Raw genomic sequence first — 15516 nt, 5'->3', positions numbered from 1 at the left:
GCTTAAACACCTTGCCAGGCAGCGACCCACAATGCACAGAGCCCGCACGGGGCGGGATCTGCATGGCGATAACACGAAAGGCCGGGGCTATTTGAACAAGCCCTTGAGCAGCTGATCGGCCACCCCCTTCACCCCTTCGTTGTCGGCCTTGTCACCCAGCAGCTTCTTGAGACCGCGCTCGGCCTCCTTGCGGGCCTTCTCCTCCAGCAGCTTGTTGTTGCTGAGCAATTCCTTCACGTCGAGCCGGTAGCTCGGCGCCTGCCAGTGGCCGCCGATGCGCACCGGTATGGTGATGTCCTTGAGCTCGTCCACGCTCTTGCCCCCCTGCCCCTTGCTGCTCTCCACCACCGAGGTGAGGAACAGGAAGTCGAGGGTCTCCGGCACCAGGGCTGTCTGGCCCTGCCCCTTCACCCGCAGGGCCGGGGCAAACAGCTGGATGTCGTCGCTCCTGGCAACCCCGTCGGCAATCTGGAAGCTGGCGGTGAGCGCGCTGAAGTCGGTTTTGCGCACCTCCTTCACCTGATCAGCCCCCTTGCCGGTCAGGGTGGCTCGCGCTTCACGGATCATCTCCGCCAGGTTGATGCCGTGCAGGGCACCGTCGCTCAGTCTGAGGCTCACCTTGCCCTGCATCCGGCTGCGCAGCGCCTGCTCGGAGAGTCCCGAGCCCTGCGCCTCTACCTCCAGATCCCCCTTGCCTTCCAGCAGGTCGGTCTGGGCCAGGGTCTGCAGCAGAGGCCGCACATCGACCCCCTGCACCCGCTTGTGCACCTGATAGCGGGCCGGCTGCTGACGGGCATCGAGCACGCCGCTGGCGGTCACCTGGCCGCCGGCCACCCCGGCGCTGAACTGCTTGAGGGTGAGCTGACCACCCGCCAGGGCCAGTTGCAGATCGACGGCGCTGAGATCCAGCCCCTTGAGGCGCAGGCTGCCCAGTTGCAGGCGGCCAGACAGGTCCACCGCCTTGAGGGCGGTCAGATCCGGTTCGGCCGTGGAGAGCGCCCTGTTGGCGGGCACGGCGGTCTGTGCCGGCGTTCCGGCCGGTGCAGCCGCTCCCGAGGTGGCGGCCACAGGTGCAGCCTTGGCCGGTTGACCGAGCCAGCCGTCGAGATCCAGCTTCTCCCCCTTGAGGTCAAAGTCCACTTTGGGAACGGCCCCCAGACGAACGGCGCCGCTGCCGCTCAGCAGCGCATCATCCACCCCCATCACCAGGTTGCTGAGGGTGACGGCCTGCTTGTCCAGCTCGGCGCGGGCAAAGCCCGCCAACTTCACCTGCATCTGCGGGCGCGGCAGGGCATCACCGCTCAGCTTGGCGGCCAGCACGGCATCCGATATCTCCAGCAGTTGCCGGTTTTCATCGAGCCGCGCCTTGAGGGTCCCCTCCAGCGTACCGGCCAGGGTCGGCTTGTCCGCCGCCCCCTGTGCCCCGCTGAGGCTAAGGCTCAGGCTGCTCCACTGCCCCAGTGCCAGCCGGTCGGCCTTGAGGGAGAAGGCATCCAGCCGCTGGGTCGGTTCGCTCAGGCTCCCCGCCAGTGCGACGTCTTTCAGCTCGCTGCGGCTGGCATCGGACGCTAGCTTGAGCTGGGCCGACCCCTTGAGATCAAACGCCAGCTCACCCTGGGCCCCCTTGGCGGCCAGAGTCACCGGTACCCATTGATCGACCGCCAGCTGGCCCAGGTTCAGGTCCAGCTGTTCGAGCCGGGAGACGGTACCGCTGCGATCGTCCCGCACCAGGGCGCTGGCATCCACCAGCGCGATGCCTTGCAGGCTGATCTGCCAGGGCTGCTTGTCACTGGCGGCTAGGGGCGTCGTTGCGACAGGCTCGGAGGCCGCCTCCTCCTTGGGGTCGGCGGAGGCCTTGAGCAGGTCACTCAGGTTGGAGCTGCCGTCAGCCCTGGTCTGGATAAAGAGATGGGCGCCGCTCAGGGTCACCTTGCCTATCTCAAGCTTGTGGGAGAGCAGCGGCAGCAAGCCTACCGAGGCCTCACCCTGCTCGAATCGCACCAGGTCGGGCTCGGCGAAACCGGCGGGGTTGCGCAGCGCCACCTGCTCGAGGGAGAGGCTGAGGCTTGGCCAGAAACGCCAGCCGATCGCCCCCTCCATCACCAGCTCGCGGCCGGTGCTCTTGCGCACCTGTTCCACCAGCTGGGGCTTGAACTGGTTGGGATCGATGAGGGACACCAGGGCGGCGATGGCCACCACGGCCGCCAGCGCCAACCCCAGCAGGATGTAGATGATCTTCTTCACGATGGACTCCTTGAATGCGGATCTTGTTGCTGACTATACCACCGGGGGGATGACAGATGGGGCCCGTCTGCCAAAACGGGCCAGCGGCGAGACAGGGATGGTCGCAGCCAGTGCTTCCAGCGCAAGCCTTCCAACCCGCGGCAATGAAAAGGGCCCCGCAGGGCCCTGATGATAGTGGATGGCTGGCGCCCCTCTCGCCCGGATCAAGGCTGACGCGGCAACTGCTGATAGCCCATCTCGTACAGGGTGAAGGCATAGATGTCCGCACTCTGCTCGATCAGCTTGGCCACCGGCGTGCCCGCCCCGTGCCCGGCATTGGTCTCGATGCGGATGAGCTGGGGATGGGGGCCCGCATTGTCGGCCTGCAGAGTGGCAGCAAACTTAAAGGAGTGAGCCGGCACCACCCGATCGTCGTGATCCGCCGTGGTCACCAGGGTCGAGGGGTAGCTGACCCCGGGCCGGACGTTGTGCAGCGGCGAGTAGCCCTTCAGGTAGTCGAACATGGCCTCGCTGTCGGCACTGGTGCCGTAGTCATAGGCCCAGCCCGCTCCGGCGGTGAAGGTGTGGTAGCGCAACATGTCGAGCACCCCCACCGCCGGCAAGGCGACCCGCATCAGATCCGGCCGCTGGGTCATCACAGCCCCCACCAGCAGACCGCCGTTGGAGCCACCGCGGATCGCCAGCCGCTCGGTGCGGGTGTAGCCCTCGGCCTTGAGATACTCGGCCGCCGCGATGAAGTCGTCGAACACGTTCTGCTTGTTCATTCTGGTGCCTGCCAGGTGCCAGGCCTGACCGTACTCGCCGCCCCCGCGCAGGTTGGCCACCGCATAGACGCCCCCCAGATCCAGCCAGTTGGCCACCGACACGCTGAAGCTCGGGGTCAGGCTCACGTCGAAGCCGCCATAGCCGTAGAGGATGGTCGGGTTGCTGCCATCGAGTTTCAGCCCCTTGCGGTAGCTGATGATGAGTGGCACCCGGGTGCCGTCCTTGCTCTGGTAGAAGCGCTGCTCGGAGACATAATTCTCTGGCTTGAACGGCGCCGCCGAGGCGCGATAGAGGCTGATGGCGCCGCTCTTTGGCTCGAACCGGTAGAGCGTGGGCGGCTGGGCATAGTTCTCGAAGCCGAAGTAGAGGGCGGGATCATCGTGCTTGCCGTTGAAGCCGCTGACGCTGCCAAGGCCGGGCAGCGCCACCTCGCGCACCTGCTTGCCCTCATAGTCGAACTGCTCGACCCGGGCGGTGGCATCCACCATGTACTCGGCGAACAGATAGCCGCTGCCGCTGTGCACCGTCAGCACCTGCTGGCGCTCGGGGATGAGATCCCGCCAGCGGGCCGGCCCCGGGTTGGCGACATCCACCGTCACCAGCCGGCGGTTGGGGGCGTCCCGGTTGGTCAGCAGGTAAAGGGTGCTGCCCTGGTTGTCCACCAGGCTCACATCCGCCTCCAGATCCCCCTGCACCGTCAGCAGCGGCGCGTTCTCCTGGCTCAGATCCTTGACATAGAGGCGGTTGCCGGAGGTGGAGTTCGCCGCCGAGATGAGCAGGAAGCGGTCATCTTCGGTGACGGTCGCCCCCACGTAGCGGTGGTGCTGGGCCGGGATGGCGCCGAACACCAGCCGGTCATCCTCCTGCGCCGTGCCGAGCCGGTGGAAATAGACCTTGTGCTGATCGGTCTTGGCCGACAGCTCGCTGCCATCCGGCTTGTCGTAGCTCGAGTAGAAGAAGCCCTCGTTGCCGAGCCAGCTGATGCCGCTGAACTTCACGTCCTTGAGGGGCGCCTCCAGCGGCTGCTTGCTCTGTACGTCCATCAGGTGGATCTCGCGCCAGTCGCTGCCGGCCAGCGACAAGGAGTAGGCCAGGATGCGGCCATCGCGGGAGAAACTCAGCTGATCCAGCGCCGTGGTGCCGTCGGGGCTAAGGGTATTGGGATCGAGGAACACCTCGGCCGGCTTGCCCTCCAGCTGGCGCCACAGCACGTTCTGGTTCTGCAGGCCGTCGTTCTTGAAGAAGTAGTGGTAGCGCCCCTCGCGAAACGGCGCCCCCTCCTTGGCGTAGTTCCAGGAAGAGGCGAGCTTCTCCTTGATGGCGGCGCGATACGGGATCTGTGCCAGGTAGTCCCGGGTCACGGCGTTCTGGGCCTTGACCCAGGCCTCGGTCTCGGGGCTGCGATCATCCTCCAGCCAGCGATAGGGGTCGGCCACGGCCTGGCCGAAGTAGTGATCCACCTGCTCACCCTCACGGGTGACGGGGTAGTGAAGGCGCGCTTTCCCTGACATGGCATCCTCTTTGGTTGACTGGCCACTGCACGCACACAGCAGTGACAGGGCCAGCAGGCTGACAATGGCTCGCATCGATGCGGCTCCCTGCGATTTCGGGTGAAGCGGGCAGGTTAGCAAAGAGTGCCGGACGGCCCAACCCCCCAGCGGGTGAACACGCGACATGAGCGGGAAGCCGCCACAACCCTGACCAATCGGAGTCATATGAATTTTTTCGCTTAGGTTTGCCAGTTTATTTTGTTTGTTATCCGGCACTTGGGTCACAGGATGGAATAAGCGACTGACCATCTCGACTCATTCAGGATAAAGCATGCCGTACAGCTACCTATCACACCTGCGTTGCAGCAAGACCGGCGAGATTGTGGATGCCGATCAGCCCCAGCAGCTGAGCCCGGTCGGCGCCCCCTTGCTGGCCAGCTACGACCTCGAGGCCCTGAAGCAGGCCTGGCATCCGGCCGCCCTGCTGGGGCGCCCCGCCAGCCTGTGGCGCTACCACGAGCTGCTGCCGGTGCGCGACCCCACCCAGGTGGTCACCCTGGGGGAAGGCTTCACCCCGCTGTTGCCGCTGCCGCGCCTCGGCAAGCAGGTCGGCATTCCGGATCTCTGGATGAAGGATGAGAGCCTCACCCCCACCGGCTCCTTCAAGGCCCGCGGCGCCGCGGTCGGCGTCTCCCGCGCCCGCGAACTCGGCGTCACCCACTTCGCCATGCCCACCAACGGCAACGCCGGTGCGGCCTGGGCACTCTACGGCGCCCGCGCCGGCTTGCGCAGCACCATAGTCCAGCCGCAGGCGGCCCCCGCCATCACCCGGCTGGAGAGCGCCCTGGCCGGTGCCCGCCTCTATCTGGTGGACGGCCTCATCAGCGACGCCGGTCGCCAGGTGGCCGAGGCGGTGGCGCAGCAGGGGCTGTTTGATGCCTCCACCCTCAAGGAGCCCTATCGCATCGAGGGCAAGAAGACCATGGGGTTTGAAATCGCCGAACAGCTCGGCTGGACTCTGCCGGACGTCATCCTCTACCCCACCGGCGGCGGGGTCGGCCTCATCGGCATCTACAAGGCGCTGCGGGAATTGCAGGAGCTGGGCTGGGTGCAGGGACCGCTGCCGCGCCTGGTGACGGTGCAGGCGAGCGGCTGTGCCCCCATCGTCCAGGCCTGGCAGCAGGGGGAGCGCGAATCGCGCTTCTGGCCCGACTCCCAGACCCTGGCGTTCGGCATCAACGTGCCCAAGGCGCTGGGGGATTTTCTGGTGCTGGACGCCCTCTATCGCACCGAGGGTTGCGCCGTCGCGGTGGAAGATGGCGCCATCCAGCGCGAGCTGCGTCAACTCGCCTCTCAGGAGGGCTGCTTCGTCTGCCCGGAAGGGGCGGCTGCCTTCGCCGCCGCCCGTCAGCTGCGGGAAGCGGGCTGGATCCAGGGAGGCGAGCGGGTGGTGGTGCTCAACACCGGCGCCGGCATCAAGTACCCGGACGCCATCACGGTCGTGCCCCAGCGGCTGCGCCGCGACGGGAGGATCCCGGCATGAGCTTCGACTGGTCTTTTGTTCTCACCACCCTGCCGGCGTTCGGCCAATCGGTCTGGGTCACCCTGCAGCTCGGCGCCATCGTGATCCTCACCTCGCTTGCCGTGGCGCTGCTCAATGTGACCCTGCAAAGCCTGCACAAGCCCTGGCTGAACGGGGTGATCCGCGCCTATGTGGAGCTGGCCCGCAACACGCCGCTCTTGATCCAGCTGTTCTTTCTCTACTTCGGGCTGCCGGCGCTCGGCCTGTCGCTATCGGGCTTTGCCACGGCGGTGATCGCCATGACCTTCCTCGGCGGTGGCTACCTGACCGAGGCGCTGCGGGCGGGCATTCAGGCGGTCCCACCCAGCCAGCTGGAGGCGGGGCGAGCCATCGGCCTCTCCCGCTGGCAACTGCTGCGCCACGTGCAGCTGCCCCAGGCCTGGCTCGCCAGCCTGCCGGCGCTGTTTGCCAACTTCATCTTCCTCTTGAAAGAAACCACGGTGGCCTCGGCGGTGGCGGTGCCGGAGCTGCTCTACACCACCAAGAACTACATCGCCCTCTACTACAAGACCTACGAGATGCTGGCGGTGCTGACCTTGATGTGCGTGCTGATCTTTCTGCCGCTGTCCCTTGCCCTGCGCGTCGTTGAAAGGAGGCTGCAACATGGTCAGTTCGGTCACTGAATCGCTGATGCAGGCATCGATCGTCCTGCTACCGCTATCACTCGTCACCGAGGTACAGGAAAGGAGGGATCAATATGGTCAGTCCGGTCACTGAGCAGCTGACGCAGGCGCTGCCGCTGCTGGCGGTGGGCGCGGGTCAGACCCTCGCCATCTCGCTGCTCGCCATCCTGTTCGCCACCCTGGGCGGCGTCGCTTACGGCGTGCTGGCCCAGCAGGGGGGAAGGCTGACTCGGGGAGTGTTGCGAGTCTATCTGGAGCTGTTTCGGGTGGTGCCCGTGCTGGTGTGGCTCTACCTCTTCTTCTTCGGTCTGCCGATCTTCTTTGGCGTAGACATCCCGGCCTTCTGGTGCGCCGTGCTGGTGCTGGCCCTCTGGGGCGCCAGCGAGGTGGGTGAAGTGGTGCGCGGTGGTCTCAAGTCCCTGGCTCGTGGTCAACAGGAGGCCGGGCTGGCGCTCGGGCTCTCGACCTGGCAGCTCTATCGCCACGTGCTGCTGCCCCAGGCGCTGCAACGGCTGACGCCGCCGACCATCAACATCTACACCCGCATCATCAAGACCAGCTCGCTGGCGGTGCTGATCGGGGTGGTGGAGGTGATCAAGGTGGGCCAGCAGATCATCGAGCGCACCTATGGCTCGCTGCTTATCTACGGTCTGCTGTTCCTGTTCTTTTTTCTGGTCTGCTATCCGCTCTCGCTCGCCTCGCGCCGGCTGGAGCAACAATGGGGTAATGCGGTATGACACCTCTGCTTGAGCTCAATGCTGTCAGCAAACAATTCGGCCAAAACCGGGTACTGGATGAGGTCAGCCTCACGGTGCACGCCGGGGAAGTGATCGTCATCCTGGGGCCGAGCGGCTGCGGCAAGAGCACCTTGCTGCGCACCCTCAACGGGCTCGAACCCATTCAGGGGGGCGACATTCGCTTCGATGGAGAGCGGCTGGATGCCAGTACCGACTGGCAGCGGCTGCGCCAGCGCATCGGCATGGTGTTCCAGAGCTATCACCTCTTCCCCAACCTGACGGTGCTGGAGAACGTGCTGCTCGGCCCCCTTCAGGTGCAAAAACGGGAGCGGCAGGAGGCCCTGCTGCAGGCGGAGCAGCTGCTGACCCGCATCGGCCTGTGGGAGCGGCGCCACGACTATCCGCGCCAGCTCTCCGGCGGCCAGCAGCAGCGCATCGCCATCGTGCGGGCGCTGTGCATGAACCCGCAGGTGATGCTGTTTGACGAGGTGACCGCTGCGCTGGATCCCGAGATGGTGCAGGAGGTGCTGGAGGTGATCCGCGATCTCGCCGGCAGCGGCATGACCCTGCTCATCGTCACCCACGAGCTGGCGTTCGCCCAGGCGGTGGCGGATCGCATCGTCTTCATGGACGGCGGCCACATCCTGGAGCAGGCCGCCCCCCATCAATTTTTCGAGAACCCGCGCAGCCAGCGTGCCCGCCAGTTCCTCGCCAAGTTTTCTTATACCAATGTCATCAAACGAAAGGAGTCAGCATGAAAAAAATCACCTCGGTTCTGTTCAGTGCCCTGTTGGGACTGGGTCTCGCCAGCGGCGCCGCCCATGCAGCGGACGGTTCCCTCGACAAGATCAAGGCGCGTGACAAGCTCATCGTCGGCGTCTTCACCGACAAGCCCCCCTTCGGCTATGTGGACGAGAAGGGCAACTACGTCGGCTTTGACACCGACCTCGGTCGCCGTTTCGCCAAGGACCTGCTGGGGGACGAGAATAAGGTCGAGTTCGTGGCGGTGGAGCCCGCCAGTCGCATCCCCTTCCTGCAGAGCGACAAGGTGGATCTCATCCTCGCCAACATGACGGTGACCCCGGAGCGGCGGCAAGTGGTGGACTTCACCAACCCGAACCTGCGAGTGGCGGTACAGGTGCTGGTGCCACAAGGGAGCCCGGCCAAGCAACTGGATGATCTGGCCAGCAAGACCCTGATCGTCACCACCGGCACCACGGCCGACATCTGGCTGACCCGCAACCACCCGGACTGGAAGGTGCTCAAGTTCGAGAAGAACACCGAATCCCTGCAGGCGCTGGCCCAGGGCCGTGGCGACGCCTATGCCCAGGACAACCTGGTGCTGTTCAGCTGGGCCAAGGAGAACCCGGGCTATCGGGTGCTGCCCGAGAAGTTGGGCTCGGAAGACCCCATCGCGCCGGCGGTGAAGAAGGGCAATATCGAGCTGCGTGACTGGGTCAACGATCGTCTCGCCAAGCTGGGGGAAGAGAAGTACCTGCTGAAACTCTACGACCAGTATGTGCGCGACAAACTGAGCGCCGATACCGATCCCAACGACGTGATAGTGGAAGGAGGCAAGTGGCAGGGCTGAGCCTGCCAGAAGTGCTGAGAGTGTGATGTGTGTGAAATCTTGGTTCCGTTGGTCCGCAAACCGCAAGGTTTGACCTTTCAGGCGTCCCCCTCGGGTGGCGCCTTTTTTTAGCATGGAAAAAAGAACCGGGCCAGGGGCCCGGTTGAAAACCCGCGCAGAGCAGGCTGTGTCACGTCGATGACACGGTTCAGGCTGCCGGACTGGCACAGAGTGCCGTCCGGCCAACTCGCCAGGCCACCGAAGCGGGATGAGCCCTCGGCAGCGCCGGCGAATGAGGTGGCGCTGCGGGCGCCGAAGAGGGTGCCTACTCCCGCTCCAGTGCGTGGATGGGGTCCATCCGCGCCGCCCGCCGCGCCGGGAAGAAGCCAAACAACACGCCGATCAGGCTCGAGCAGAAGAAGGCCATCAGCACGGCGTCCAGGGAGTAGCTCAGGGTGAACTGGCTGCTGAAGTGCTCGAACAAGACGCCGACCAGCAGGGAGAGCAGCACCCCGGCCGCCCCGCCCAGCAGACAGACCAGCACCGCCTCGATCAAAAACTGCTGCAGTATGTCGCCGGTTCTGGCACCCACGGCCATCCGCACGCCGATCTCGCGGGTGCGCTCGCTCACCGACACCAGCATGATGTTCATCACCCCGATGCCGCCCACCACCAGGGAGATGAGCGCAATCATGGCGATCAAGAGGGTCAGGGTGGCATTGGTGCTGGTGATCGCCTGGCGGATGCTGTCGGTGTTGAGCACGAAGAAATCCTGAGCGCCGTGCCGTTCACGCAGCAAGCGGCTGATGCCATCTTCGGCGGCGGCCAGCGCCACCTCGTCCTGCACCCGCACGCTGATGCTGCGCAGGTGGCTTTGGCCCAGCATCCTCGTCATGGCCGTGGTGTGAGGGATCCAGACATTGAGGTTCTCGTCGCTGCCAAAGCCGCTCTGGTTGCGGGCCACCACCCCGATCACCCGGCACGGCAGGCTCCCCAGCAGGATCACCTGACCGAGCGGCGACTCTCCTGCGGCGAACAGGCGCGCCAGGCTGTTCTCGTCGATCACCACCTCCTGCGCCAGAGCGCTCACGCTGGCGGCATCGAACAGCATGCCCTGCAGCAATCGGTAGCCGCGCACCTGGAAGAACTGCTCCCCCACCCCGTTCACCGAGCCCAGCACCGCCTGGCTGCCCCGACGCAGGGTGACGCTGGTGGCCAGACTGGGGGTCACGCTGTGCACATAGCCGAGCCTGGCGAGGGCCTCGGCATCCTCCACCCTGAGGGTCTGGACCGCCTCGGCCCGCCGATCGCCGAAGCCGCTGCCGGGGAAGATCTCCAGGGTGCTGGTGCCCATGGCGTTGATGTTGGCCAGCACCTGCTGCTGGGAGCCGCGCCCCAGCGCCACCACCGACACCACGGCGGCGATGCCGATGATGATGCCGAGCATGGTGAGGAAGGTGCGCATCCGCTGGGCCCGCATGGCCAGCAGCGCCATCTTGAAGGCGGCGCCGAGCCGCCCGGCCAGAGCGCCGCGTCCCCCGATGTCGGCACGGGGAGTGGTTGGCGCAGGGGACGGCAGTGCCGGCTCGCGGCGACGGTCGGCCACCACCGCTCCGTCTTTGAGCTCGATGATCCGCTCGGCCTGTTCGGCGATCGCCATGTCGTGGGTCACCAGCACCAGCGTGTGGCCCTGCCGATGGAGCGCGCCCAGGATGCCGAGTACCTCGACCCCGCTCTGGCTGTCGAGGGCGCCGGTCGGTTCGTCCGCCAGGATCACCTGACCGCCGTTGATGAGGGCGCGGGCTATGCTGACCCGCTGCTGCTGACCGCCGGAGAGCTGACTCGGCTTGTAGTCGAGACGGGCACCCAACCCAAGCCGCTGCAGCAGGGCCTCGGCCCTGGCCTTTCGCGCATCGCCTGCCAGTCCGGCATAGATGGCGGGCAACGCCACGTTGTCGCGGGCACTGAGATCCCCCAGCAGATGGTAGCGCTGGAAGATAAAGCCGAAATGCTCGCGGCGCAGGGCCGCCAGCGCATCCGCCGTCAGCCGGCCTGTCTCCTGCCCGGCGACCCGGTAGTGACCGCAGCTCGGTTGATCGAGGCAGCCCAGGATATTGAGCAGGGTCGACTTGCCGGAGCCTGAGGCGCCGACGATGGCCACCATCTCCCCCCGCGTTATGGTCAGATCGATCCCCTTGAGTACCTCGACGCGCCGATCCCCGTCGCCAAAATAGCGGCGGATCCCGCTCAGTTGCAGCAGTGGCTGGCTCATGATCACATCCCCATGGGCGGGCCCATGCGCCCGCTCTGCTGACTCTGGGCCGTCGACTGGCTCACCACCACGGATTCCCCGGCCTCGAGGCCGCTCAGGATCTGGGCATCCACCTTGTTGTTGAGGCCCACCTTCACCTGCCGCCATTGGGGCTGGCCCGCACCATCCACCACCTGCACCCTGTCACCGCTCAGGGCGATGGCCGGGATCACCAGGGCGTCGCGCTCGGTCGCCAGCACTATGTGCACCTGAGCCGTCATGCCGATGCGCAGGGCCCCTTCAGGGTTCTCCACCTCAAACAGGCCGTTGTAGTAGACGGCCGTGCTGGTCGAGCTGCTGCTGGTCGTGTCGTCATTGATGGAGTCGGGGGCGGGCTCGATGGCGCGCAACCTGGCCTGGTAACGGCGCTCCGGCGCCCCCAGCACGGTGAAGTAGATGGGCAGGCCAGCGCTGACCCGGATCACGTCCGCCTCCGAGATCTGCGCCTCCACCGTCATGGTGTCGAGCCGCGCCACCTTCACCATGGTCGGGGTACTCTGCACCGCGTTGACCGTCTGCCCCTGCTCCACCGGGATCGCCACTATGGTGCCCGCCATGGGGGAGACGATGCGGGTGTAGCCCAGATTCACTTTGGCGGTGTCGACCGCGATATGGGCCTGCACCGCTTGCGCCGTCAGCGCCCGGATGTCGGCGCGGGTAGCCGTCAGGGTCGCCTCCGCACTGTCGTAGTCGGCCTGGCTGCCCAATCCCCGATCCAGCACCTTGCGCTGACGCTCGAAGACCAGCTGGTTGTTGCGCAGAGTTGCCCGGCGCGAGGCCAGCTGGGCCTGCACGTTGTCGAGGGCGGCCTCGGCATCCTTGAGGGCGTTCTGCTGGGTGAGATCGTCGATCTCGACCAGCAGATCGCCCTGCTTCACCTCATCCCCCAGCACCACGTGCAGCGCCTTGATCTGCCCCGACTCCTGCGCCCCCACGCTCACCAGCTTCTGGGCCTGCAGGGTGCCATCCGCCAGCACGCTCTGCTCCAGATCCCGCCGCTCGACCGGGGCCGTGATGTAAGAGGCGGTTGGTGCCGCGGCGGAGGGCAGCAGCAGCCAGCCGGCACCGACCAGCACCAGGGCGGGCAGCAGCAGGCGAACAACGGGGAGACGGGTACGGGCCATCGCGGATATCCTTGGCTGAGACAGACCCGGGCAATCTACTCCAATGTCCGGTTAAGCCTCTTGCAGGGCAGTGTAAGGATTGCGTAAAAGCAGCTGTCAGGCGGAGACGGACACGGGAAAATGGCGCCAACCCGAGACGGAGAAGAGCGATGAAGATCCTGCTGGTGGACGACGATCTGGAGCTTGGCACCATGCTGAGCGAATACCTGGCTGGCGAAGGCTTTGCCACCACCCATGTGCTGACCGGCAAGAGCGGCGTGCAGCACGCCCTCTCCGGCAACTATGCCGCCGTGGTGCTCGACATCATGCTGCCCGATCAGAATGGCAGCGAGGTGCTGCGCCATATTCGCCGTGACAGTCGGATCCCCGTCATCATGCTCACCGCCAAGGGGGACAACATCGATCGGGTGATCGGGCTGGAGATGGGGGCCGATGACTATGTGCCCAAGCCCTGCTACCCGCGGGAACTGGTGGCCAGGCTGAGGGCCGTGCTGCGCCGGGTCGAGCCTGCCCCCGCCCATCCGGGCAAGGAGCAGGGCCTGCGCCTTGGCGAGCTGGTGCTCTCCCCCGTCAGCCGTCAATGTCACTGGCAGGCGCAGCCGCTGGAGTTGACCGCCACCGAGTTCAACCTGCTGGAACTGCTGCTGCGATCCCCAGAGCGGGTGGTCAGCAAGGATGAGCTCTCCCTGCACGGGCTCGGCCGCCCGCGCGAGCCCTATGATCGCAGCGTCGACGTGCACATCTGCAATATCCGCCAGAAGCTACAGGCGCTGGCGGGCGAAGCCATCGGCATCGAGACGGTGCGCAGCATAGGATACCGGCTGGCATGATCCTCAAGGGGCGCCTGTTCTGGAAGATCCTGTTCGGCTTCTGGTTCACCATCATCATGATGAGCCAGCTGCTGTGGGTGGCCTTCAGCCTCTATCGCCACGAAGGGCCGCCGGAGCAGCGGATGGCCAACCAGCTGGCCGAGCGTCAGCTGGCAACCGCCGCCAGCCTGTTGCAGCGGCGGGGACCGGCTGCGGTTGCGGCCCTGCAGGCCAGCTGGCCGGCCCGGGAACGAAGGCTGCTGCAGCTGGAACCGGTCGCAGCAGAGCCATCCACAACACAGGGCGGCCGCATCCTGTTGGGAGCCGATGGCCGGCACTACCGGCTCGACTACGACAGTGCCGGCCTGCAGCAGTTGCTGGCACCACCCCAGCCCCGCCGCAACTGGCTCAACATGCCACCCCCCATGTGGTGGATCGGCGGACTCGGCGGCCTCTTCTTCAGCGCCCTGCTCGCCTGGCACCTGACCCGCCCCATGAACCGCTTCCGGCAGGGATTCGAGCGCCTCGCCCAGGGGGATCTGGCAGTGCGTCTCTACCCCGCCATGCGGCGGCGCCACGACGAGATTAGCGATGCGGCCCGCGACTTCGATGCCATGGCCGAGCGGCTGCAACTGCTGGTGGAGAGCCGCGAACAGCTGCTGCACGACGTCTCCCACGAGCTGCGCTCCCCCCTTGCCAGGCTGCAGCTGGCCATCGGCCTGGCCCAGCAGGATCCGGCCAGGATCGAGGGGTCCCTCGAGCGGATCCAGCTCGAGACCCAGCGCATGGACAAGATGATCGGCGAGCTGCTGACCCTCACCCGTGCCGGCCATGGCGAGCGGGACAGCGAGGAGTATTACGATCTGCAGGGGCTGGTCGACGCCGTGGTGAGCGATGCCCGCTACGAGGCGCAGCACATGGGGGTCGAGATAAAAACCTGGGTGGATGAGACCCAGGAATACACGGTCTGCGGACAGGCGGAGCTGATCCGCCGGGCCCTCGACAACGTACTGCGCAATGCCCTGCGCTTCTCGCAAGCGGGCCAGACCATTCGCCTGACCCTGAGGCGGCAGGACGACGAGTTCATCGTCGAGGTAGCGGATCAGGGGATGGGGGTGGATGAGAGCAAGCTCTCCAGCATCTTCGATCCCTTCGTGCGGATCGGCTCCCCTGCGGCAGGCAAGGGTTATGGGCTGGGCCTTGCCATCACCCGCAAGGCGATCCAGGCCCAGGGCGGGCGGGTCGAGGCCAGAAACGGTGAAGAGGGCGGCCTGATCGTCACCCTCCATCTGCCAGGCTAGCTGCTCCGCCCTGTCATTACTGCTATCGGTTAGCCCCGCAGCCGCTGCAATTGACTGATGGCAGCGCCGGTAGAGCGAAAGGCAAACTCGGCAGGGGCAAGGCCGGCCAGCTTGCGCCACTCACAGGCGGCCACATCGTCGGCCGCCACCACCAAAGGCTTGTCTGCCAGCTCCAGCAGAAAGACGGTGTCGCAGGTGTGATAGGTCACCTCGTCATAGGGATAGGCGTTGGCATAGGAGCCCAGGTAGCGCGGCGTCTCCCCCGTCAGATCCAGTCCCAGTTCCTCCTTGAGCTCCCTTACCAAGGCTTCCTCCAGCGATTCGCCTGGATCGACGAAGCCGCCCGGCAGATCCAGCAAGCCCCGGCCGGGATCACGGGCCCGCACCGCGACCAGCAGCTCGTCCTGCCAGCACAGCGCCACCATCACGGCCGACGCCACATTCTGGAAATAGTGAAAACCACAGCCACAGGCGAACTCTTTCTCGCTGCGCTGTTGCAGCGATCCGGAACCACAAAGCGGACAAAACATAGGGGACTCCCTTCTGACACCAAAGGCGCATTGTATGACGAACCCCATCCCCGATGGAAAGCCTTGAGGCACAACCCCCCCATGAGGTGATAAATCAGCAGGATATAAAAGAGGGAAAGGGCAATTCAGGAGAAGTGAAACGAAAAAAAGCCCAGTCGTTAGACTGGGCTTCTTAAGTAGTGGCGGAGCGGACGGGGAGACGGACAGAGTCCGGCTCAAGCACAAAGGACAACAGACAGGGACCGAGTTGCCAGTGGCAAGTCGCAGCCCTCTCTGTGGTCCTTTGTTTCCTTATTTCATTCGCCAAAACCAGATAGCAAAAAGGCCTTCCCATCAGGGAAGGCCTTTCAAATTAGTGGCGGAGCGGACGGGACTCGAACCCGCGACCCCCGGCGTGACAGGCCGGTATTCTAACCGACTGAACTACCGC

The 15516-nt window shown here is 65.6% G+C and carries 12 protein-coding genes; 7 read left to right on the top strand and 5 right to left on the bottom strand.

Translation table 11 applies throughout. The features are described 5' to 3' along the window. Positions 1-87: 87 nt before the first annotated feature. Both PG881_RS18570 and PG881_RS18565 read right to left on the bottom strand, forming a co-directional pair. Complete coding sequence (locus PG881_RS18570; protein ID WP_270801964.1) at positions 88-2244, bottom strand: AsmA family protein; 2157 nt, start codon at positions 2242-2244, stop codon at positions 88-90. A 203-nt stretch (positions 2245-2447) separates the two neighbouring features. Next, the gene (locus PG881_RS18565; RefSeq protein WP_270801960.1) at positions 2448-4595 is read right to left on the bottom strand and encodes a prolyl oligopeptidase family serine peptidase; all 2148 of its coding nucleotides are present in this window, start codon (positions 4593-4595) and stop codon (positions 2448-2450) included. Positions 4596-4830: 235 nt separating this feature from the next. On the opposite strand from PG881_RS18565, the gene PG881_RS18560 reads away from it, so the two are divergent. The 5 genes from PG881_RS18560 to PG881_RS18540 all read left to right on the top strand — a co-directional run bounded on the left by PG881_RS18560 (position 4831) and on the right by PG881_RS18540 (position 9032). After that, complete coding sequence (locus PG881_RS18560; protein ID WP_270801958.1) at positions 4831-6042, top strand: threonine synthase; 1212 nt, start codon at positions 4831-4833, stop codon at positions 6040-6042. Then, on the top strand, positions 6039-6704 hold the full coding sequence (locus tag PG881_RS18555; RefSeq protein WP_024946291.1) for an amino acid ABC transporter permease: 666 nt from the start codon (positions 6039-6041) through the stop codon (positions 6702-6704). Before PG881_RS18560 ends, PG881_RS18555 begins: the two co-directional genes overlap by 4 nt. 74 nt (positions 6705-6778) lie before the next feature. Next, complete coding sequence (locus PG881_RS18550) at positions 6779-7441, top strand: amino acid ABC transporter permease (RefSeq protein WP_270801955.1); 663 nt, start codon at positions 6779-6781, stop codon at positions 7439-7441. Beyond that, a complete protein-coding gene (locus tag PG881_RS18545; protein WP_085734623.1) occupies positions 7438-8199 on the top strand; it encodes an amino acid ABC transporter ATP-binding protein in 762 nt (253 codons plus the stop codon). Before PG881_RS18550 ends, PG881_RS18545 begins: the two co-directional genes overlap by 4 nt. Beyond that, the gene (locus PG881_RS18540) at positions 8196-9032 is read left to right on the top strand and encodes a transporter substrate-binding domain-containing protein (RefSeq protein WP_011704713.1); all 837 of its coding nucleotides are present in this window, start codon (positions 8196-8198) and stop codon (positions 9030-9032) included. Before PG881_RS18545 ends, PG881_RS18540 begins: the two co-directional genes overlap by 4 nt. 304 nt (positions 9033-9336) lie before the next feature. Here the strand turns inward: PG881_RS18540 and PG881_RS18535 are convergent, their stop codons facing one another. Beyond that, complete coding sequence (locus PG881_RS18535; protein ID WP_408771403.1) at positions 9337-11283, bottom strand: MacB family efflux pump subunit; 1947 nt, start codon at positions 11281-11283, stop codon at positions 9337-9339. A gap of 2 nt (positions 11284-11285) precedes the next feature. Then, positions 11286-12446 carry an efflux RND transporter periplasmic adaptor subunit gene (locus tag PG881_RS18530; protein WP_270801952.1) on the bottom strand — a complete coding sequence of 387 codons (1161 nt, stop codon included), beginning with the start codon at positions 12444-12446 and terminating at the stop codon, positions 11286-11288. A gap of 149 nt (positions 12447-12595) precedes the next feature. On the opposite strand from PG881_RS18530, the gene PG881_RS18525 reads away from it, so the two are divergent. Both PG881_RS18525 and PG881_RS18520 read left to right on the top strand, forming a co-directional pair. After that, positions 12596-13276: a response regulator transcription factor gene (locus tag PG881_RS18525; protein ID WP_270801950.1), complete on the top strand. Its 681-nt coding sequence runs from the start codon at positions 12596-12598 to the stop codon at positions 13274-13276. Then, a complete protein-coding gene (locus PG881_RS18520) occupies positions 13273-14556 on the top strand; it encodes a HAMP domain-containing sensor histidine kinase (RefSeq protein WP_270801947.1) in 1284 nt (427 codons plus the stop codon). Before PG881_RS18525 ends, PG881_RS18520 begins: the two co-directional genes overlap by 4 nt. 29 nt (positions 14557-14585) lie before the next feature. Here the strand turns inward: PG881_RS18520 and PG881_RS18515 are convergent, their stop codons facing one another. Then, complete coding sequence (locus tag PG881_RS18515) at positions 14586-15086, bottom strand: NUDIX hydrolase (protein ID WP_270801945.1); 501 nt, start codon at positions 15084-15086, stop codon at positions 14586-14588. Between the last annotated feature and the right edge of the window lie 430 nt (positions 15087-15516).

The sequence above is a fragment of the Aeromonas sp. QDB54 genome, from assembly GCF_027707385.1.
Classification (GTDB): domain Bacteria; phylum Pseudomonadota; class Gammaproteobacteria; order Enterobacterales; family Aeromonadaceae; genus Aeromonas; species Aeromonas hydrophila.
Note: the sequence above shows the minus strand (reverse complement) of the source record. Positions and strands in the feature narration are given on the sequence as shown.